At 35.8% G+C, this 19,949-nt stretch carries 29 protein-coding genes; 14 read left to right on the forward strand and 15 right to left on the reverse strand.

The features are described 5' to 3' along the window. Nucleotides 1-42 precede the first annotated feature (42 nt). Nucleotides 43-531, forward strand: a complete 489-nt coding sequence (larC2, locus tag EDD72_RS05265) for a nickel pincer cofactor biosynthesis protein LarC2 (RefSeq protein ID WP_243643780.1) — start codon at nt 43-45, stop codon at nt 529-531. A 73-nt stretch (nt 532-604) separates the two neighbouring features. Here larC2 and larC read toward each other — a convergent pair whose 3' ends face one another. Genes larC through EDD72_RS05285 form a run of 4 tightly spaced genes read right to left on the reverse strand, consistent with a single transcriptional unit; the run spans nt 605 to nt 4,244 of the window. Next, nucleotides 605-1,432, reverse strand: coding sequence for a nickel pincer cofactor biosynthesis protein LarC (gene larC / locus EDD72_RS05270; RefSeq protein ID WP_132767997.1), 828 nt, complete (start codon nt 1,430-1,432; stop codon nt 605-607). Between the two features lie 3 nt (nt 1,433-1,435). Beyond that, nucleotides 1,436-2,203: a nickel pincer cofactor biosynthesis protein LarB gene (larB, locus tag EDD72_RS05275; RefSeq protein WP_132767999.1), complete on the reverse strand. Its 768-nt coding sequence runs from the start codon at nt 2,201-2,203 to the stop codon at nt 1,436-1,438. A gap of 26 nt (nt 2,204-2,229) precedes the next feature. Beyond that, the gene (gene larE, locus EDD72_RS05280; protein WP_132768002.1) at nt 2,230-3,033 is read right to left on the reverse strand and encodes an ATP-dependent sacrificial sulfur transferase LarE; all 804 of its coding nucleotides are present in this window, start codon (nt 3,031-3,033) and stop codon (nt 2,230-2,232) included. Nucleotides 3,034-3,044: 11 nt separating this feature from the next. Continuing rightward, nucleotides 3,045-4,244, reverse strand: coding sequence for an ornithine cyclodeaminase, nickel-pincer nucleotide-dependent (locus EDD72_RS05285; RefSeq protein WP_132768004.1), 1,200 nt, complete (start codon nt 4,242-4,244; stop codon nt 3,045-3,047). Between the two features lie 243 nt (nt 4,245-4,487). Between EDD72_RS05285 and EDD72_RS05290 the strand changes: the two genes are divergently transcribed. The 3 genes from EDD72_RS05290 to EDD72_RS05300 are packed head-to-tail and all read left to right on the forward strand — an operon-like array spanning nt 4,488 to nt 7,005. Further along, nucleotides 4,488-5,420 (forward strand): metal ABC transporter substrate-binding protein, encoded by a 933-nt coding sequence (locus tag EDD72_RS05290; protein ID WP_165894975.1) that lies wholly within the window; start codon nt 4,488-4,490, stop codon nt 5,418-5,420. Next, nucleotides 5,421-6,188 carry a metal ABC transporter ATP-binding protein gene (locus tag EDD72_RS05295; protein WP_132768008.1) on the forward strand — a complete coding sequence of 256 codons (768 nt, stop codon included), beginning with the start codon at nt 5,421-5,423 and terminating at the stop codon, nt 6,186-6,188. A 1-nt stretch (nt 6,189) separates the two neighbouring features. Further along, nucleotides 6,190-7,005, forward strand: coding sequence for a metal ABC transporter permease (locus EDD72_RS05300; protein WP_132768010.1), 816 nt, complete (start codon nt 6,190-6,192; stop codon nt 7,003-7,005). Between the two features lie 4 nt (nt 7,006-7,009). Here EDD72_RS05300 and EDD72_RS05305 read toward each other — a convergent pair whose 3' ends face one another. The 3 genes from EDD72_RS05305 to EDD72_RS05315 form a co-directional block, all read right to left on the reverse strand. Further along, on the reverse strand, nt 7,010-7,624 hold the full coding sequence (locus tag EDD72_RS05305; RefSeq protein WP_424565532.1) for an NUDIX hydrolase: 615 nt from the start codon (nt 7,622-7,624) through the stop codon (nt 7,010-7,012). An 88-nt stretch (nt 7,625-7,712) separates the two neighbouring features. Continuing rightward, nucleotides 7,713-8,294 carry a DUF3501 family protein gene (locus EDD72_RS05310; RefSeq protein WP_132768015.1) on the reverse strand — a complete coding sequence of 194 codons (582 nt, stop codon included), beginning with the start codon at nt 8,292-8,294 and terminating at the stop codon, nt 7,713-7,715. 105 nt (nt 8,295-8,399) lie between these two features. Further along, on the reverse strand, nt 8,400-8,825 hold the full coding sequence (locus EDD72_RS05315) for a rubrerythrin family protein (protein ID WP_132768017.1): 426 nt from the start codon (nt 8,823-8,825) through the stop codon (nt 8,400-8,402). A 163-nt stretch (nt 8,826-8,988) separates the two neighbouring features. On the opposite strand from EDD72_RS05315, the gene EDD72_RS05320 reads away from it, so the two are divergent. Further along, entirely contained in the window at nt 8,989-9,294 is a 306-nt protein-coding gene (locus EDD72_RS05320) for a YutD family protein (protein ID WP_132768019.1), read from the forward strand. 157 nt (nt 9,295-9,451) lie between these two features. Here EDD72_RS05320 and EDD72_RS05325 read toward each other — a convergent pair whose 3' ends face one another. Then, nucleotides 9,452-9,766: a hypothetical protein gene (locus EDD72_RS05325; RefSeq protein ID WP_132768022.1), complete on the reverse strand. Its 315-nt coding sequence runs from the start codon at nt 9,764-9,766 to the stop codon at nt 9,452-9,454. Nucleotides 9,767-9,976: 210 nt separating this feature from the next. Here EDD72_RS05325 and EDD72_RS05330 point away from each other — a divergent pair, with 210 nt between their 5' ends. Beyond that, nucleotides 9,977-10,390 carry a hypothetical protein gene (locus tag EDD72_RS05330; protein WP_132768024.1) on the forward strand — a complete coding sequence of 138 codons (414 nt, stop codon included), beginning with the start codon at nt 9,977-9,979 and terminating at the stop codon, nt 10,388-10,390. Nucleotides 10,391-10,522: 132 nt separating this feature from the next. Here EDD72_RS05330 and EDD72_RS05335 read toward each other — a convergent pair whose 3' ends face one another. Then, nucleotides 10,523-10,792, reverse strand: a complete 270-nt coding sequence (locus EDD72_RS05335; protein WP_132768026.1) for a DUF3055 domain-containing protein — start codon at nt 10,790-10,792, stop codon at nt 10,523-10,525. Between the two features lie 108 nt (nt 10,793-10,900). Here EDD72_RS05335 and EDD72_RS05340 point away from each other — a divergent pair, with 108 nt between their 5' ends. Next, complete coding sequence (locus tag EDD72_RS05340) at nt 10,901-11,233, forward strand: hypothetical protein (RefSeq protein WP_132768028.1); 333 nt, start codon at nt 10,901-10,903, stop codon at nt 11,231-11,233. 24 nt (nt 11,234-11,257) lie between these two features. Here EDD72_RS05340 and EDD72_RS05345 read toward each other — a convergent pair whose 3' ends face one another. Then, entirely contained in the window at nt 11,258-11,698 is a 441-nt protein-coding gene (locus EDD72_RS05345; protein ID WP_132768030.1) for a GNAT family N-acetyltransferase, read from the reverse strand. A 177-nt stretch (nt 11,699-11,875) separates the two neighbouring features. Between EDD72_RS05345 and hepT the strand changes: the two genes are divergently transcribed. Beyond that, nucleotides 11,876-12,307 (forward strand): type VII toxin-antitoxin system HepT family RNase toxin, encoded by a 432-nt coding sequence (gene hepT, locus EDD72_RS05350; protein WP_132768032.1) that lies wholly within the window; start codon nt 11,876-11,878, stop codon nt 12,305-12,307. A 101-nt stretch (nt 12,308-12,408) separates the two neighbouring features. Continuing rightward, on the forward strand, nt 12,409-13,041 hold the full coding sequence (locus EDD72_RS05355; protein ID WP_132768034.1) for a helix-turn-helix transcriptional regulator: 633 nt from the start codon (nt 12,409-12,411) through the stop codon (nt 13,039-13,041). 134 nt (nt 13,042-13,175) lie between these two features. Here the strand turns inward: EDD72_RS05355 and EDD72_RS05360 are convergent, their stop codons facing one another. Then, nucleotides 13,176-13,679, reverse strand: coding sequence for a phosphatidylglycerophosphatase A family protein (locus EDD72_RS05360; RefSeq protein ID WP_132768036.1), 504 nt, complete (start codon nt 13,677-13,679; stop codon nt 13,176-13,178). A 147-nt stretch (nt 13,680-13,826) separates the two neighbouring features. Between EDD72_RS05360 and EDD72_RS05365 the strand changes: the two genes are divergently transcribed. Together EDD72_RS05365 and EDD72_RS05370 are read left to right on the forward strand one after the other, a co-directional pair. Further along, nucleotides 13,827-14,612, forward strand: a complete 786-nt coding sequence (locus EDD72_RS05365; RefSeq protein ID WP_132768038.1) for an SDR family oxidoreductase — start codon at nt 13,827-13,829, stop codon at nt 14,610-14,612. Nucleotides 14,613-14,645: 33 nt separating this feature from the next. Further along, on the forward strand, nt 14,646-15,644 hold the full coding sequence (locus EDD72_RS05370) for a 2-hydroxyacid dehydrogenase (protein WP_132768041.1): 999 nt from the start codon (nt 14,646-14,648) through the stop codon (nt 15,642-15,644). Nucleotides 15,645-15,840: 196 nt separating this feature from the next. Here EDD72_RS05370 and EDD72_RS05375 read toward each other — a convergent pair whose 3' ends face one another. Further along, entirely contained in the window at nt 15,841-16,116 is a 276-nt protein-coding gene (locus EDD72_RS05375) for a NifU family protein (RefSeq protein WP_132768243.1), read from the reverse strand. Between the two features lie 119 nt (nt 16,117-16,235). Between EDD72_RS05375 and EDD72_RS05380 the strand changes: the two genes are divergently transcribed. Further along, nucleotides 16,236-16,580, forward strand: coding sequence for a DUF1462 family protein (locus EDD72_RS05380; protein ID WP_132768043.1), 345 nt, complete (start codon nt 16,236-16,238; stop codon nt 16,578-16,580). Beyond that, nucleotides 16,577-16,849, forward strand: coding sequence for a DUF1450 domain-containing protein (locus EDD72_RS05385; RefSeq protein WP_132768045.1), 273 nt, complete (start codon nt 16,577-16,579; stop codon nt 16,847-16,849). Before EDD72_RS05380 ends, EDD72_RS05385 begins: the two co-directional genes overlap by 4 nt. A gap of 79 nt (nt 16,850-16,928) precedes the next feature. On the opposite strand, the gene mqnE (EDD72_RS05390) is transcribed toward EDD72_RS05385, so the two are convergent. After that, a complete protein-coding gene (gene mqnE / locus EDD72_RS05390) occupies nt 16,929-18,029 on the reverse strand; it encodes an aminofutalosine synthase MqnE (protein WP_132768047.1) in 1,101 nt (366 codons plus the stop codon). Nucleotides 18,030-18,071: 42 nt separating this feature from the next. Continuing rightward, nucleotides 18,072-19,178: an aminofutalosine synthase MqnE gene (mqnE, locus tag EDD72_RS05395; protein WP_132768049.1), complete on the reverse strand. Its 1,107-nt coding sequence runs from the start codon at nt 19,176-19,178 to the stop codon at nt 18,072-18,074. Nucleotides 19,179-19,412: 234 nt separating this feature from the next. Between mqnE (EDD72_RS05395) and EDD72_RS05400 the strand changes: the two genes are divergently transcribed. Next, nucleotides 19,413-19,646 (forward strand): aspartyl-phosphate phosphatase Spo0E family protein, encoded by a 234-nt coding sequence (locus tag EDD72_RS05400; protein ID WP_132768051.1) that lies wholly within the window; start codon nt 19,413-19,415, stop codon nt 19,644-19,646. 38 nt (nt 19,647-19,684) lie between these two features. Here EDD72_RS05400 and EDD72_RS05405 read toward each other — a convergent pair whose 3' ends face one another. Further along, nucleotides 19,685-19,942 (reverse strand): hypothetical protein, encoded by a 258-nt coding sequence (locus tag EDD72_RS05405; protein ID WP_132768053.1) that lies wholly within the window; start codon nt 19,940-19,942, stop codon nt 19,685-19,687. Between the last annotated feature and the right edge of the window lie 7 nt (nt 19,943-19,949).

The raw sequence follows: 19,949 nt of genomic DNA on the forward strand, positions 1-19,949 counted from the left end.
TATTTTTTTAAACTAAAAATAAGAACAAGGCTGGTGGAAGAAGTGAAATACAATTCTGATGAACATATTGACGATCAGATGATAAAAATCGAGGTTTCACTTGATGATATGAATCCTGAGTTCTATGGATATTTGATGGAACAATTATTTAAATTTGGCGTAAATGATGTGTATATTGTTCAAGTGATCATGAAGAAAAATCGTCCAGGACAGGTTCTTCATGTTTTATGCCGGGAGGAAATTCGTGAAAAGGTGATGGATTTTATTTTTCAAGAAACGACGACACTTGGTATAAGATATACACCATATACTGTTCATCGTTTAGAAAGGGAATTTATAGAGGTGGAAACAGAGTGGGGGAAATGTACAGTTAAGATAGGGAAACGAGCAGGGAAAATCGTTCAATTTGCACCTGAGTATGAGGATTGTATGCAGTTAGCTAAAGAACATCAAGTTCCACTTAAATGGGTTTATGATCAGGCAAAAGAAAAAGGATATCAGTGGTTAAATGAACAAAAGCTACTCGAATAATCAAGTAGCTCTCATGGTCTTTAATCAAAAAAGGCACGTAGAACTAAGGACGCGCTGCAAATTACAAACCTGATTATGGCATTGTCAAAGGATTATGATGGTCATGATGATGTTCTTGATGATGATGCTCATGATCATGATGCAAAGAAAATTGAGGTTCTGTTAGATATAGTTCATTGGTCGTACCAATTACTGCTCGCAATACATTAGGCCGATCATCAAAATCTTTAGCTCCGGCACCGTAGCCAATTGCTTGTACCGTCATCGAAGGATAACCATGAAAGTCTGTTCCCAATGCAGCCACGATTCCAGCTCCTGTTGGCGTCGTCATTTCATAAGGAACTTGAGAGGAGCGAATTGGAATTCCTTTTAATATTTCTAATGTTGCAGGAGTAGGGATTGGATAAATACCATGTTCAATTTTAATTTGGCCTGATCCTAGCGGAATTGGGGAGGTATAAATCTGTTCAATTCGTAAGTCCTCTAGTGCTAAACTGACTCCAATAATGTCAACAATAGAATCCACGGCTCCAACTTCATGGAAATGAACATGGTCTAAAGATATATTATGTACCTTAGCTTCTGCTTTTCCAATCTTTTCAAAAATTTTTTTAGCACGAGCTTTTACCTTTTGTGGCAATTGGGATTGATCGATCATTTGCACAATATCCACAAAATGCCGATGGTGAACTATTTCAGTAGCTGGATCAAGAAGAACGTCTAATTTTAACCCAGTTACTCCTTTTTTTACTACCTTATTATAATGAAGGGTAAAGGGTTCAATTGGCAGTTTTTTTAGCTCATCTTCAATGTATTGCCGATTTGCTCCTGCATCTATAAGAGCAGCAAGAGCCATATCGCCACTAATTCCAGAAAAACAATCGAAATATACAACTCTCATTGTTTACTCCCCTTTATATGAAGGATCCATTCCTTTATTAATCAACCCTGCTTGATAACCTGCTCCAAAGCCATTATCAATATTGACAACAGAAACTCCGCTTGCACAAGAGTTTAACATTCCGAGTAAAGCAGATAGACCTCCAAAGTTAGCTCCATATCCTACACTAGTAGGAACAGCGATCACCGGTTTATCAACTAATCCACTGACAACACTGGGAAGAGCGCCTTCCATACCTGCCACTACAATGATCACATTGGCCTTTCGAATCAAATCGATTTTATCAATTAAGCGGTGCAAACCTGCGACACCAACATCGCAAATGAGTTTCGTTTCATTTCCCATCGCTTGGGCAGTTACTGCAGCTTCTTCTGCAACAGGAAGATCAGATGTACCAGCACATACCACAGCAATATATCCCTGATGAACAGGTTTTGAATTTTTTTTCCATAAAATGGTCCTTGCTCTTTTGTTGTATTCTGCAGAGGGGAACTTGGCAGTAACTGCTCTACCCATTTCTTCAGTCACTCTTGTCGCAAGGACAACATTATGATTGGTTACTAATCGTTCAAAAATCATAACTACTTGTTCTACAGTTTTGCCCTCGCCATAAATCACTTCGGGAAATCCCACACGCTTTGCTCGATGAAGGTCGAGTCTAGCAAATCCTAAATCTTCATAGACTTGCAATTTTTTAGAGGCTTCCTCAATTGATAGGTTACCTTTTTGGACTTCTTTTAGAACAGATATAAGATATTCTTTCGAATTCATCTGCTTATTTCCGCCTTTATTCCTTATTATGATTTTAGTTGTCGATTTAGACTCCCTGTAACGTATCCTTCTAGGTCAAGGGTAACATATTGAAACCCAAGTTTTTTTAGTTGTTTGACGATGGTTTGATGATTGACAATAATCTGCGAAAAATCTTTAGGTAAAACTTCTATTCGAGCAATCTCACCATGATGACGTAATCGAAATTGTTTTAGGCCAAGCTCAAAAAGTAATTGCTCGGCATTTTCAATTTGTTGCAGTTTTTCGATTGTAATCGTTTCGTTATAAGGAATACGAGTTGCTAAACAAGAGAAAGAGGCTTTTTCCCACGTGGGCAAATGATGCGCTTTCGATCGTTCACGGATCTCTTGCTTGGTAAACCCTACTTCCTTTAATGGACTACGGATTCCTAGATTTCGTAATGCCTTTACACCTGGACGATAATCTTTGATATCATCTTGATTCGAGCCATCGATAATCGTGTCAATGTTTAATTTATTTGCAGTTTGTATAAGATGGGTAAAGAGGTCGGTTTTACAAAAAAAGCAACGATCAATTGGATTTCCTGAAATATTTTGGTTCGTTAAGGCATCCAAGTGAATTAGTTGATGAGGAATGCCAATTATTTTTGCTAATTCTTTAGCTTCATTAATCTCTCTTTGTGGTACATATTCAGTTTGAATTGTAACGGCAATTGCGTTCTCCTTTAATGTTTCGAATGCCATTTTAGCAAGATAAGTACTATCGACACCACCAGAAAAAGCGACAAGAACGCGATTCATTTGGTTTAATTTGGAGAGAAGCTGTTGTTCTTTTTCTACGAGATTCATCGTGTCCCTCCTTAGAGTTGCTGATTTAAGAGTGTTAGGAATAAGCCAACATCTGTCACTAATCCCTTGGCTTGTGCAGAACCACGATCAACGAGTTTGGCAACTACAGCAGGATTAATATCGACCACTACGGTTTTAACCCAACTAGGTAACATGTTTCCCGTACCAATCGAGTGGAGCATTGTGGATAGCATAATCACCATATCTGCGTCTTTAACCATTTGAGCATAGGCTTCTTGTGCTTCGATTAAATCCATCATCGTATCAGGGAGAGGGCCATCATCACGAATGGAACCTGCTAATACAAAAGGGATATTATGTTTCACTAATTCATACATAATTCCGCTTTTTACTGTCCCATCTTCAACGGCTTGACGGATGCTTCCTGATTTATTGACAGCATTAATCGCTCTCATATGGTTTTTGTGTCCACCTTTTACTACTTTGCCAGTATCTAGATCCACACCTAGGGATGTACCAAAGAGATCACGTTCAATATCGTGTACGGCTAAAGCATTACCAGATAGTAGTCCGGAAATAAATCCTTTCCGGATCATATCTTGAAAGGCGTCCATACCACCAGTATGAATAACAACTGGACCAGCCACAACGATAATTTTACCTTTTTTCGCTTTAATCGCTTTCATTTCTTCTGCTAATTTTTTTACTGCAATTTCAACTCGACGTTCAGAGCTGACATCATTCACCATAAAGGCAAAGTCGTGATCATTTTGTTCATCATTATTCGTAAGTATACGTACACCTTCAGATCCACATACAATGAGATCACCTTTTTTGACATCACGTAATTTTGTACAAAAGACTTCACCATTTTTAACCACTAATACGCCATCCATTCGTTGGTTTTGAACTCGGACCCATTTTCCATCAAGGAATACCTCTGTTGGATGGTTGGTGGTGGAATAAAAATCGTCGGGAACCGTTTTATCTTTTTCACTCGGTTCTAATCTAGCTTGATTATTCATCGAGGGAATTTCAATTCCGAGGTTCGTTAATTCGTTGAGAATTAAAGTAAATCCTTCATCATTAATGTCAAGAGCTATTTTTGCACTTGAGATATCATCAACTTGTCTACCAATCTGTAGCTCAAGGACACGGTATGTACCATTATATTGAACACAAGAGGCGTCAATTCGCTTTATAATATCATCACGAATAATATGGCCTTTAATTTGAATCACCTTTTCCATTCGTTTGGCACCTCCAACATGTATTTAAAATGATATGTGTTCTTTAATTTCTTTGATTCCAAGATCCAACTTTCTAACTTCTAACCTTTAGTATATACATAGATTTTTTTTCAGCCAATCTTTTTAAACTTTTTAAAAATATGAAAAGTTAAATCGGAATCATTACGATTTACAAAAATAAAAAAGTTCAATATAATAATATAAGTAAATAAGAATTATTACGATTTAGAAGGGATGAAAAAAATGAAAAAAAGCGGTATTTTGCTGTCGATACTTATTCTTACCTTGATCGTTTTTGCTGGATGCGCGACGAACAACGGAACGCAAAAGGGAAAAGATGCAGATAAAGTACAAGTATATACAAGTTTTTATGTCTTGGCCGATTTTGCTAAGAAAATCGGTGGTGATTATGTCGAAGTGACCAATATGATTCCCGCTGGAACTGAGCCACATGATTTTGAACCTACGCCAAAACAAATAGCTCAGTTGCAAAAAGCGGACCTATTTGTCTATAACGGAACCGGTTTTGATCAGTGGGCGAAAAAAATTGTAGAAAACAACCAAGGGAAAATGACAGTAGTAAATAGTACGGAGGGTATTCGGCTTCTTACATTAAATGAAGAAGAAAAGAATCACAAAAACGGAGGTGGTGCCGATCCCCATGTTTGGCTGAACCCAATGAATGCAATGATTCAAGCTGAAAAAATCAAGGATGGTTTAATCAAAGTCGATCCTAGTCATAAAGATACCTATACAAAGAATTATGAACAATTAAGAGAATCCTTTATTCAGTTAGACAAAACGTATCAATATAAGTTAAAGGATGCAAAGGCAAGGGAAATCTTTGTTTCGCATGCTGCTTTTGGGTATTTAGCGGATCGCTATCAATTAAAACAAGTTGCTATTGCAGGATTAACCCCATCAGATGAACCAAGCCCCAAGGAACTTGCTGAGATTGTAAATGAAGGAAAAAAAATGAACATTAAATACATTCTTTTTGAACCATTAGTCGAATCCAAATACGCAACGACAATTATGAATGAGATTGGAGCAAAACCCCTAACGTTAAATCCAATTGAAACTTTAACAAAAGAAGAGATTGAAAAAGGGGAAGACTACTTCTCGATGATGAATAAAAACCTTGAAGTACTACAAATTGCTTTGGGAGTGAAATAGATGCCACAACCATTAATTGAAATTCACAATCTATCGTTTCAATATGGAAACAACCAGGTCCTAAACCATGTGAATCTCGTTGTGGATGAAGGAGAGTTTTTTGGCTTAGTTGGGCCGAATGGTTCAGGAAAGTCAACATTACTCAAAATTATTCTTGGTCTACTTCAGCCTTCAAATGGAGAAATAAAGCTATTTGGCCAACCAATTGAGCAGTTTCGGGATTGGAAAAAGATTGGTTATGTCTCACAAAAAGCAAACAGCTTTAACCGTGGTTTTCCAGCAACCGTAGAAGAGATCGTTGAAACAGGTCTTTATGGATCAATTGGGCTGTTCCGTAGTCTTCATAAGTCCGATCGCGAAAAAGTAAAGGAAGCATTAAAATTAGTTGGATTAGAAGAGCTTGCAAAGCGGAATATTTCAAAGCTCTCCGGAGGACAGCAACAAAGAGTATTTATCGCACGGGCGATTGTTAGTCAACCAAAACTTTTGATTTTGGATGAACCAACTGTCGGAGTAGATACGAAATCTGTTCACCAATTTTACCGCTTGATGGGTAAATTAAATCGTGATCTTGGGATGACCTTAATTTTGGTTTCTCACGATATTGGAATGGTAACAGAAAAAGTAAGCAAACTGGCTTGTCTGAATAAACAACTATTTTTTCATGGGACACCAAAAGAATTTGAACAACAACGAGGGGTATTAGAAAAAACTTATGGATCAGAAATGAGTTTAGTAACCCATCATCATCACTTGGAGGAATCATAAGATGTTCGATATGTTACAATATGATTTTATGCAAAGAGCACTTCTAGCAGGGATCATGATTGCTGTGATTAGCCCAACCATTGGGGTTTTTATTGTTTTACGAAGACTTTCGTTAATCGGGGATACATTATCCCATGTTACATTAGCAGGGGTAGCTGCGGGTATATTAGCGGGTATTTATCCAGTACTTTCTGGTATGATATTCGCTGTCTTAGCCGCGTTAGGAATTGAAAAATTACGCAAACTTTATCGCTCGTATGAAGAATTGGCTATTCCTATCATGCTATCAGCTGGTATTGGAATTGCGGTCGTCTTAATCAGTTTGGCAAACGGATTTAATGTGGATTTATTTAGTTATTTATTTGGAAGTGTCATGGCTGTTTCAAAACAAGATCTGTGGACGATTTTAATTGTCGGTATTGTGATTATCTTACTTGTCTATCTTTTCTTTAAAGAGCTTTTTTATTTGTCGTTTGATGAAGAAGCTGCTCGATTAAGTGGAATACCCCATCGGTTCATTAATACCCTATTTATTGTTTTAGTTGCACTTACCATTTCGTTATCGATGCGGATCGTTGGGATATTACTGGTTTCTTCATTAATGACCATACCTGTTGCAGCAAGTTTACAAATTGCCAATAGTTTTCGTAAAGCGTACTTCTATAGTATCCTGTTCTCTTTGCTCTCTGTAATTCTCGGAATCGTTTTTTCATACCTTTTTGATTTGGCTACAGGAGGGACAATCGTTTTAACGAGTATTGCGATCTTACTTGTTGTGATTATCGGAAAAAGAATCTTTGTCGGGAAACATGCTTAATTTTTTAGCGAATAATCTGGATAAAATGATGGAGAATTTGAGCAGTCATTCCCCAGATGACCTTATCTTCATAATAATAGAATAGTTTAGGGATTTTCCCCTTTCGCCATGGGTAGTTTTTTCCTTCAGGGATATGGTGAAAGGGGAATTTTTCTTCTGGTTCAATCTTTAATTCAATATAATATATTTCCGGTTCAGTCTGTAAAAAGAAATGGAGTGGTACAGTAAAAATGGATTCAACTTCGTCAGGATTAAGATTCGGATGAAATGGTCGACGAATAGAACCAACAAAAGGATAGATGACGGTTCGTGGAGATGGGATATATGTATCGAGTTGATTTATAATCTGTATTCTTTCTTTCTCTATACCTAATTCTTCAGATGTTTCTCGAATTGCTGCATCTTGATATTGTAAATCTGTAGACTCGATCCTACCACCGGGAAAACTGATCTCACCAGGTTGACGTCTTAATTGTCTGGAGCGAATTTCAAAAAGAATAGAAAGAGAACCCTTTTCCTCTTCAATTAAAGGAATGAGCACAGCATATTTGGACATGGATTCAATACCCATAATCCGGATATCTCGATTTTTTAATTTATTCTTAACCTCTTCAATCATCATCTTTTCTCCTGTCTTTTCTCTATCTTTCTATATCATATACAGATTTGAGGAGGAGATGTAAGGGAAACCTTCATTATAAATTGATTTAGTTTTTTGATAACTGCTCTTGAAGTTTTTGTATGAGTTCGTCTGGAAGTTCTTTTTCGACTTGGTAATTTGGATGATTCACTTTTAGCGTGACTTGATTCGCATTAAGAAATTGGTCTTTTTGTTCTTCTGTAAAAGGAAAGTGAAGATAGTGAACCGATTGGGTGTAGTTTTCTTCTTCTTTTTCTTCATCATCTGGCTCATAGGAAGTAATCACTATGTTATCAAAAAGAAGTTGGACATGGTTTTCAATTCCTACGATCGTTTTATTAAAGGCGCGTAAGTCTTCTTGAACAGGGATTTCGATAAAAAGAGTCATACTTAATTCATTTTTATCAGGAAGGAGTTCATTATACACGTTTAGCATTTCTTCAATGTATGTAGGATCTGATATCTGTTCTGCACGAATCATTTCTTGAATTTGATAAAAAACCGTTAATTTAGTTTCAAATAAACCTGACATTTTATCGCTAATATTTACTCTTAAAACTTTTTTCTCTTCGATTACTTCTTTTAGAAATTTGTCATGAAGCTTTTGGTATTCTTGATAGGGGATGAGATCAGATTTTGTTAATTTCATTTCATTCACACCTTTCAGTTTTATGATTTAACAATAAATTCGTATTGAAAGAATGGACTAGGTTGGCACCTAGTCCATTTTAATCGAAATAGTAGTTTCAAACAATTAGTTGTTTAAACGCTCCAAGATTTTTTTGAATGTATTGGCATGAGCTTTTTCAGATTTTGCCATAACTTCAAACCATTCTGCGATTTCATCATAACCTTCTTCGCGAGCAATTTTAGCAAAACCAGGGTACATTTCACTAAATTCGTATTCTTCACCAGCGATCGCAGACTTCAAGTTATCTTCTGTGCTTCCAACTGGTAAATCAGTAACTGGGTCTCCACCGCCAAATTTTAGAATCATATCAAAGTGGCCAAAGGCATGAGAAGTTTCCCCGTCAGCAATACGTTGGAATGAGGAAGAAACATCAGCTAAACTTTCAACATCTGCTTTTTTTGCAAAGTATAAATAACGACGGTTAGCTTGAGATTCACCTGCAAACGCAGTTTTTAAATTTTGTAATGTTTTACTGTTCTTAAAATCCATATATCATTATCCCCCTCTTTTTATAGTTTAATGTTTACAAAGTAATTTTATTCATATTTTGTATCAACTGTCAATGTTTGAAATGTAATTTGAAAATGCTGAAAACTGTAGTATAGATATGATAAAATAAATGAAAAAGATTATTTAGGAGTCGATATTCTATATGATACACATGTTTGGGCATACTTATGAATTGGTAGTTAATCATAAAAACGGCTGGAATCCTGAATCATTTCGAGAAAGGTATAGTGAGATACTTGATAAATATGATTATATCGTAGGGGATTGGGGATATAATCAATTAAGATTAAAAGGTTTTTATTCGGATAAACGGCCAAAAATTTCACATGAAATGAAAATAGGTTCCTTAGATGAATACTTATATGAGTATTGTAATTTTGGTTGCTCTTACTTTGTCATTAAGAAAGTTAAAACAGATGATCATCATGAAGGTGATCGTAAAAAATGAGCCACAATAAGGCTCATTTTTTTGACTATTTTTTATTCAAAGGAAATACACGGATAACGGAGCACGTTGGAATATACAAAGCTGAAAGTCGTGCCATGTCGTAGCTTATAGAATCATACAAGCTAGTGATACAAAACTATTTAGTGCAATTTTGTACTTAGAATGATGGAGAGTGCTCGTTGTTCTTATCAGGGTTATCATGAGTTGGATGAGCGTTTGGTTCTTGTCGTTCGATTCCTTCATGAAATTGTTTATATTCATAAGTAAAGTTTGATGTGGCTCGTTGACTTTCTAAATATGGCGTATCTTTTTCAAGGGAACGATTAATGGGTGAACCATAGGGACCCTCTGGGAACTCCTCAGGAAGTAAATTATCCCTTTGCGATTCAACCGTTCCCACATCAGAAAATTCTCGATCCCTTTTTAAAATATTATTTTCTAATTTCACACGATCGTATTTAGATTGATTCATATTTTCAATATTCACCTCTTTCCTTTAACTTCAGGAAGTTTAAAGCTCCACCTAAAGAAAGTTTTCTTTCTTAGGTTTTGTATCAGCAGCTTTTTTCATACCTTGGAATTGAGATTCACCTTTCTAGCATTCCGATCATTAATTTCGGTCTAAAGTAAATTCGGGCTTGTATAATGATAATGAACAACGGAAAAAGAAAGGGGGAGGATGATGAAGAGCAAATGGACCTATTTGGGGTGGATAGGAAGCCTAATCGTTATGTTATCTGCATTTTTGCCTTGGGCTTATATTGATTTATGGGTGATTAAGCAAAAGATTGTTGGGTTTCGTGTAAATGGTGTATATACTTTTCTAATGGGAGCAATAGCATTAGGTTTATTGATTTGGAAACCAGGAAAAAAAACAGATATCACGATCACGATCTTAGGGGTGTTCATTTTATTGGTTTTAAGTAATAATTTGCTTCACTTTCAAGATATTTTGTTAAAGAAAAAGTATTTCTTTGGAATTGATATCAGTCACTTAATGTCCATAGGTTATGGTGCGATACTATCATTGATGGGAGGAGTTACTTTAGTTATCTACGGAATCGTTTCTTTAATAATAAAACGCCCTTTCGAGTAGGGCGTTTACCGCATAGAAAAGTTTAACTTCATTAAATTAATAAAGCAAAGTTAAACTTGGACTTCGGCATAAAAAACTTCCGCTAAAGAAGGACTCGAGTACGTCTTCGAAAGGACTTCGATGGAAGTTTTTTTAAATTTCCTGAACGAGATATTGATACAGGTCTTTTACTTCTTCTTCGCTTAAGTGATAGGTTTCTTCAAGAAAGCCTGGTTCTTCTAAATCATCTTGTCCAATAATACCTATTCTTCCTGATTGAATATGAATCACGAGTTTTTTGCCAAAAAAACGGTCTGTTTGAACGATGGCTAAGTCAAAACGGGTATTGGATTCTCCAATAAAACTAATATATTTAATTCGAGATGTTTCTTCATCTTCAAATAGTGTAATCATATTACTCATAAGGAATCATTCCTTTCAGCCATTCATTTTTAAAAATAAATTCCTAGCCATACATTGATATTATTATATATCTTTTTTTTGTCATACAGAACAGTGGAGGTTTTTTTCATGATTTTTGAACAAATACAACCTTATATTAAAGAAATAAAAGATGAGGGATTTATTCTTGAAATTTGGCAAGCGATGCTCAATCAATGGCGAGTTTTACAGAATATCTCAATTGAAGATCAAGCTGATTTTGAACAATTTTTAAGTAAGATGATGGAGATTGAACGGGCTTGTGTAGAGGAAGGTGACCAACGACCGATTGTTTTTATGAAAAAAGATTTACAAGAATGTCATGTAGAAATTGCGAAAAGAAATGGTGAAAAGTGGAGGTATGTTTTACATCCATATGGTTATCAGATGCAGTGGGAAATTTTTAAAGTAGAAAAAGAATAATAAAAGCGAGATTCATCTCCCGCTTTAAACAAATTTCGCCATCATCACCCAATTGATACCGTGTATGTCGTTCTTCAAAACTCCCTCTTCTTGATAACCATGTTTCGCAAAGAATTTAGTCGCTCGACTATCTTTATAAGCTTTCAATCCCAGTTTATGACAGTTTTTTTCTTGAGCCATGGATTCAAATTGTGCTAATAGAGAATTACCAACCATGCCTTTTCCACGGTACTCTTCCTTTACTAATAGTGTACTTAAATAACCGACTCCACCAATAATACGGAATTGTGCCAGACCAATGATTTCATCTCCAATTCTCGCAGTCAGGATATGTTCTTCCATTTTCCATTTGGCTTGATCACGAAACCCAAATACCTCTTCATTCGCTGAGGGCCATTCTTTCATCATAAAGTCTCTTATTTCTGGTTGAAATCCTTCTTCATGCTTCAATTGTAACTTTTCCATATGTACCTCCCCAAAAAACTACATCAGATCATTGTTAATTTCTTTTATTTTAGCAAAAAAATAAAGACTGGGTGGAATTTTTTGCGAAACTCAGCAAAGGAAAGAAGGTTTTTTATGCTATAATTTGAGCGTAAACGGTTACGAATGAAACGCCAAGAATTTGGGGAGGTGGGTTAGATGTATAATGTGAATACAAAAAAAATTGATGAAATCCTAGATTATATGAAGGGTGTTTTAGAGATTGTTCAACCTTTAACCAATTTGAGTCTTGAGGATTTTGTTCAGGATAGTATTGTGGTGTTGGCAGCTGAACGTGCAATACATATTGCGATTGAATCGATTGTTGATGTCGGTAATCATCTAATTGATGGCTTTATTATGCGTGATCCTGGAAGTTATTTAGATATTATTGAAATCTTACTGGATGAGAGAGTGCTGCCTGAGCAAGATGCAGAAGTGTTAAAAGAGTTTATTTCCTATCGCAAAATTCTTGTTCACGATTATACGAAAAATGATCCTGAATTGTTGTATAAGCTGATGACTAGATCTTTTTCAACAGTTTTAGGATTTGAACAACATGTGCATGCATACTTGAAAAAGGAATTATAAGTGTTGGTATGAGTATACTTATTAAACATATGTATTTACTTAGTTTACTTATAAGGGAAAATCGATTACAATAAGAAATACAGTGAAAGGTAGGTGGGAATTTGCCAAGAGAACATTTATCTACGAAAGATGAAATCTTGTTGATGTTAAAGGCTAATGGTTCTTTAACCGTTAGTGAAATTTCTAAGGAATTAGGTATTACGGAAATGGGCGTTCGGCGCCATTTAAATACCTTAGAACAGAATGGACTGATTCGGTCAGCATTGGTTCGTCAGTCCATGGGCAGACCAACATATATTTATTCTTTAACGGATAAAGCTGAAGATCAGTTTCCAAAAGCTTATCGACAATTGGCATTAGATCTATTAGATGTATTCGTCGATGTAAATGGCGAAGAGAAAGTAAATGAGATTTTTGAACGTAGAGAAGAACTTCTTAGAACTAGATATCTCCCTATGCTTTCTGGGAAAACTCTAGAAGAAAAAGTAGATTCTTTACTAGAGATTCAAAACGATAAGGGATATATGGCCGAACTTGATACAAATGAAGAAGCATTTGTATTGAAACAATATAATTGTTTAATTTCACAGATTGCTAAAAAATATCCTGAAGCTTGTGAAGCAGAAAGAAAGTTATTTGAGAATCTACTAGGCGTTGACGTGATGAATCTATCATGTATGGGTCAAGGGGATCGAATTTGTACTTTTCAGATTTTTAAAAATCAAAAAAAATAAATTGAAAAAAGGTAGGATTATCCTACCTTTTTTCATATTATGAAAAAATCGCCTTTTCATCATAAGTGAATTGTATTTGTAGTAATTCATCTGTTTCGATAATTTTCCCAGCCGTTTCGATACTTTTTGGTTCCTTACTTTGTTTGACTATGAGCAATACGGCTTGAAGCTGCAGCGGCAATAGCTCCAACAATATCATCTAGAAAGGTATTCACTGTACCTCCTTCATGGGAGTTTAATCTTTCTAATATTCCTGGCTTCATTTTATCGATATAACCATAATTCGTAAAACCAATGCTTCCATATACATTAACGATTGATAGTGCAATGATTTCATCGATCCCATACAGTCCTTCATCTTGGTAAATAATTTCTTGTAATGGGGAATCTAAGATTTTTTTCTCTGCGAGTCGATCTAATTCAATACCAGTGATTACAGCATTTTGAACCTCACGTTTTTCTAGAACTTTATTCACATTCGCTTCACATTTCTCTAATGTGATATCGGGAAAATATTTAGATTGTAAAAAATAGACGAGTTCAGCAATATCACGTGTCGTTACATTTCTCTCAGCTAATAATTTTAATGTCTGTTGATGAAGCGTTTCATCAGATATGTGAACAAAATTTTCTTTCATCTTTTCCTATTCCTCCTTTCATAATCACTCTTTTTTATGTTCCCCTTCGGAAACTGTTTCATCCACACTTTGAAGTTTTGTTAACATTGTATTATGAACGTCCAATTTGTATACTAAACAAAAAAACTTGCTTGATAGGTGATAAAAATGGAAGAAAGACGTATCGCATTGATCACAGGTGGTTCAACAGGTTTAGGGAAAAGTAGTGCATTACGTCTTGCTAAAGACGGTTTTGATATCATCATTAATTACCAGCATAATCATGAAGTTGCAGAGCAAACGGTAAAGCAAATTGAGAATTTAGGACAGCAAGCAATAGCCATTCAAGGTGATGTAACAAAGTATGACGATTTGAAGCAAATGTTTGAAAAAATTGAAAAAAATTACGGACGGATTGACGTTTTTATCCATAGTGTTGGGCCATTTATTCGTAAGCGTAAGACATTTTATGAAATGGAGATTTCAGAGGTCTTAGCCATGGTAAATGGGAATCTAACAAGTGCAATGATGACCACTTCTTTTGTCCTCCCATTGATGAGAAAACAGCGGTTTGGGCGGATTATCTATTTTGGATTTCATCGGGCTAGTGAAGTTCCAGCTTGGCCTGATCGTTCTGCCTATGCAGCTGCAAAAGTTGGCTTAGTCTCTTTTTGTAAATCCTTAGCGGTAGAAGAGGCACCGTTTGGTATTACTGTAAATATAATATGCCCTAGCGATATCATCGGTGAGAATAAAGAAAAAGAGATTGATGAAGTTTTGGAGATAAAAGACAAAGAATCTCTACGGGGAAGACCGGGCACCGGAGAAGATGTAGCACGTGTTGTTTCTTTTCTATCCCAAGAAAAATCAGATTTTATCACAGGAAACTGTATTAGTGTTAGCGGTGGACTTGATATTATTCACCCTATATCCAAACAATTTCAAAACAAATAGAATTGATATCAGACGATTCAGGAGGAAAGAGAAATGGAGAAAGCAAAAATTTATATTACCAGAAAAATACCAGAGGAAGCAATTCGCTTTTTGCAAAAAGATTTTGAGGTGAAAGTATGGGAGGAAGATAGACCTGTTCCAAGAGAAATTCTTTTAAAAGAAGTAAGAAATGTAGATGGATTATATGTTATGCTCACTGAAAAAATTGATCAAGAACTTCTAGATTATGCTTCTAACCTCAAGGCTGTATCCATTATGGCAGTAGGGTATGATAATATTGATGTTTCTCGATTAACTGAAAAAGGAATTAGCTTAACCTATACTCCCGGTGTATTAAGTGATACCACTGCAGATTTGACATTTGCTTTATTAATGGCAACAGCAAGAAGAATCACCGAAGCAAACCGATATTTACTTGAAGGAAAATGGGAAAGTTGGGGTCCAATGCTTATGGCAGGGCAGGATATTTATGGTGCAACCATTGGGATTATCGGAATGGGACGGATTGGTGAGGCTTTGGCTAAGAGAACGACAGGTTTTGATATGAAGATCCTTTATCATAATCGGAATCGCAGACCTGAAATAGAAGAACGTCTAGGTGCAGAATATCGCTCTTTGGATGATTTATTAAGGGAATCAGATTTTGTTGTACTGCTTACTCCTTTGACTCCTGAGACAAGGAATTTAATTGGGGAACGGGAATTAGGATTCATGAAGCCAACAAGTATCTTGATTAATGCATCAAGGGGAGCAACCGTAGATGAAGATGCTCTATATCAGGCACTCGTAAACAAGAAGATTTGGGCAGCAGGGCTTGATGTGTTTCACCATGAACCAGTGCCAAAAGATCATCCGTTATTACAGTTAGAAAATGTGGTGGCCTTACCCCATATTGGCAGCGCAAGTATTGTAACAAGGAAGAAAATGGCAATCATGGCTGCGGAAGGACTAAGGGACGCATTATTAGGAAACCGACCAAAGCATATGGTTAATTCAGAGGTTTGGAAAGATAATGTTAAATTCGATATATAATCATATGGTAAGACAGTATTCGATGAGAAACCGTCATAATTAATAAATATTCAAGTAAGCTTAAAGGTTTGTATATTCCATAAGCAGCGATTATTGTAGCCATTTCTCACCTAATCGTTATTAAAAGAAAGTGGCGGACAACAGAGTGCGTTGGAATATACAAACCTATTTTTTTTATTTAGAGACGATCGTTGTGTTAAACCTGCTGAACTTCTTTAATCTTTCCAGGAAGTTCTTCAAGTAATGCTCGTTCAATCCCCATTTTTAATGTTAATGTTGCACTCATACAAGTACCACATGCACCTTTTAAGCGAACTTTTACAATACCATCTTCAACATCTATAAGTTCAACATCGCCACCATCTCTTTGAAGATAGGGACGTAACTTATCAATCACTTCTTGTACTTCATCAAATAGATCCACGTTGATTCTCCTTTCGCTTAAGTGTATTTTTCTCTCACATTGTAGCATATGAATGGTATTCATACTAGAGAGTAAATACTATACTTAGCAAAACTTCAGTACTTTTCATTCGAGGATTATTATTATATAACTTAAAGGTAAAGATATCGTTAAAAAGAGGGGTTTTTATGCGTAAAACAGAAGATGGAAAACTTGAAGTTCTTGTCTATGGGACGGGAATCATTTGTGCGAGTTGTATTAAAGCTCCTTCAAGTGAAGAGACAGCCTCTTGGTTACAATCCTTATTTGATCGGAAATATGGTGAGCAAATCAAAGTAACCTATATCGATTTTCAAAAGCCAAATAATGAAGAAGAAAAGGCGTTTGCGAGAAGAATCATGCTTGAGGATTTATGGTATCCTGTTGTTGTGATTGAAGATGAGATCGTCACAGAGGGTAATCCGAACCTAAAGAAAATCTTTAAGAAATTAGATCAACTTGGAATTCAGCCAAAGGATGAAAAAATGCAATGAAACTCTTGATTGAATTTTGCCGAAGCAACTATTCTTGGGGAACTGAGCAAGTAAAAGAGAAATTAGAAGAAGATCCTGATCTTGAAGTAATGGAATATGGTTGCTTAGGTCATTGCAGTCAATGTTTATTACGTCCCTTTGCCTTAGTCGAAGGGGAATTCGTAGATGCGGATAGTCCTGAGGAATTATTATTGAATATAGAAGAAAAACTGAAAGAAAAGAATCAATTCGAGGATTTTTGGGATCAAATTTTAAAAGAAGAGGAATAACTCAATGTTTAACAGAGCATGATAAACGACCATAAATAAAAAACCTCCCTTTCTAAAGTAGAAAAGGAGGTTTTTGTTGTTACTCATATATTTTAATCTTATTATAGAAGGTATCCCTTTCAACGGGAATTTTATTGGCACCTTTGATTAGCCACACTAATTCATCACGGGTTAAGCCAACTTGAGTCAATGCACCAGCAGCATGGCTAATTCGTTCTTCCACAAGGGTACCGTGAACATCGGAAGCGCCAAAGGTTAAGGCTAACTGAGTTAATTGGGTTCCAATGTTGATGAAATAGGCCTTAATATGATCCACATTATCCAACATTAAGCGACTAATTGCGATCGTCTTCAGATCATCGAACGCAGAGGTTCTCATTTTAATCGAAGCTGTCGCTTTTTTCGGTTGAACGGCAAGAGGGATAAAGACATAGAATCCATTTGTCTTATCTTGTAATTCGCGAACATGAATCATATGCATTAAACGTTCTTCTAGTGTTTCAATGGAACCATAAAGCATGGTTGCGTGAGTTTTTAGTCCTAAACGATGAGCGGCTTCATGAACATCTAGCCATTGTTGGGTGGTTGCCTTTTCTGGGCTCATCAGCAGGCGGTAACGTTCAGAGAGAATCTCGGCACCGCCACCTGGCATGGTTTGAAGTCCTGCGTCAATTAAGATGTTCAGAATTTCTTCAATCGACTTGCCTGTTTTTTCCGAGAAAAAGACGATTTCAGCAGCAGTATAGGCTTTTATCGTGACATCAGGATAATGTTTTTTTAAAGTCTTAACAATATCTACATAATAGTCAAAACCAACCGTATGATTGTGGCCACCTGTGATATGAAATTCACGGATATTTGGATTAAAACGCTCTTCTACATATCGCAGAAGATCTTCCATACCCATGGTATAAGCCCCTTCTTCACCAGGGTCACGACGGAAACCACAGAACTTACAATGAGCTTCACAAACATTCGTAGGATTAATATACATATTTTGCGTAAAGTAGACGTAATCCCCATTTTTCTTCTGATTCACTTCATTGGCCAATTGGCCGATGGTCAGTAAATCAGGTGATTCGTATAGCTTCAATCCATCTTCAAGGGTTAATCGTTCTCCATTTCTAACTTTTTCAACAATAGGCGCCAATGTGGGATCATTTGCGATTATTAGACTCATTCCAGTTTCCTCCCCATAAGTAAAATGAATTTTCAATCTTATCTAGTCATAAATTTTAATCGTGTTATATAAGGTGTCCCGTTCAACAGGAATTCGACCAGCATCTTTAATCATTTTGATGAAGGAGTTCTTCGGTACAAAATGAGTAGATTCTGAACCAGCAGAATGGATAATTTGTTCCTCCATCACTGTTCCATCTAAATCATCTACACCAAAATGTAGAGAAACCTGTGCAAGTTTTTGTCCGATGCCCATCCAAAAAGCACGAATATGCGGGAAGTTATCCAACATTAATCTAGCAACAGCCATCATTTTTAAATCATAGATTCCAGTTGTTTCTCCTTGAAGATTATACTCCCTTGCTAATGGCGTATTATCAGGATGAAAAGCAAAGCCAAAAAAGGCATTAAAACCATTGGTTTTGTCCTGTAACTCGCGTAAACGGATTAAATGATCGATGATATGTTCAGGTTTTTCAATATGTCCATAGATGATTGAAGCATTTGATTTCATTCCAAGTCGATGTGTAATTTCGTGAATCATAAACCAACGGTCAGCATTGGTCTTATGTCCAGAGATAATCGCGCGGATTTCTGGATCGAAAATCTCTGCTCCACCACCTAGAATCGATCCTAGACCAGCCGCTTGTAAACGTGTAATCGTTTCTTCTACTGAAAGATTCGCTATTCTTGCAATATAATCAATTTCGACAGCAGTAAAGGCTTGAACGTGAATGTTTGGATTATGTTTTTTGATAATATGAATCATTTCTTCATAGTATTCAAAGGGAAGTTTTGGATTGACTCCACCGACGATATGAATTTCAGAAAATCCTTTTTCTGATAGTCCTTTTACTTTTTCCTCAATTGTTTCTAATGATAAGGTGTAAGCATTTGGATGATCAGGTTTAAGTCCAAACGCACATAATTTACATCCTAAAAAGCAGACATTGGTGTAATTCAGGTGTGTATTGACAATAAACGAGACATAATCACCATTCTTTCGTTTTCTCACTAGATCGGCCATCTGACCGATCGCAAATAGATTATTCGATTTTAATAGACGAACCCCATCTTCAAATGTTAATCGTTCTTTGTTTTCAACTTTTATTTGAATGTCTTGTAAATCATTATGAGTCATGATGGGCATTATTTTCACTCCCAAATTATCTAGTTTTCCTAAAAGGAAAGAAAAAAATCACAATCTTCTTCCATTATAAATCATCTTACCTTTAAAATGAATAAAGGAAACTGAATCTTGGATTTTTATCAATGAATAGAACAAATATTCTGAGAACAAACGTTTGATTTTTAAACTGAAATATTGTAAGCTTATGGTAATCAGTAAATAATGAATGGAAGGAAATGAGAGGGGTATATGTAAATGAAACGAGATTTGATAAAGGAATTTGAAGAGGTAAGAAAAGAAATGGAAGAAAAGGGTAAAGTATTGGGATTTCAACATCCTCTAGTTTTAGAATTAAGTCATCGATTAGATCGAATTCATAATGAGTTGTTAAAGAAGGAAAAAGATAAGAAAAATTTTCGTAAAAATCCTAGACTTTATACGATTTTTGAGTCGAAAATGGCGTATGATACCCGTATTTCCATGGCTTAATCTAACAAAAAAGAAGCGAATGATTACACATTCGCAACCTAAGAAAAAAACTGTTCTTGAACGGGTATATACAAATTACGCTTACAATTAGGACAAGAAGCAATATGGATACAAAGATGATTTTTAAAATCATCGGGATACCCATTGGTTAACTTCATATCCTCATATTCACGATAGGGCGCATAAGGTTCCCAAATATCATCAAGTCGTCCATGATCATCTAGTAAGTGATTACAATCTGGACAAGTGGCCTCAAGTATCGTTAAGGCATTACAAACAGGACAAAGATACCCCATTTTTGAT

Source organism: Tepidibacillus fermentans (assembly GCF_004342885.1).
In the GTDB taxonomy this organism is placed as follows: domain Bacteria; phylum Bacillota; class Bacilli; order Tepidibacillales; family Tepidibacillaceae; genus Tepidibacillus; species Tepidibacillus fermentans.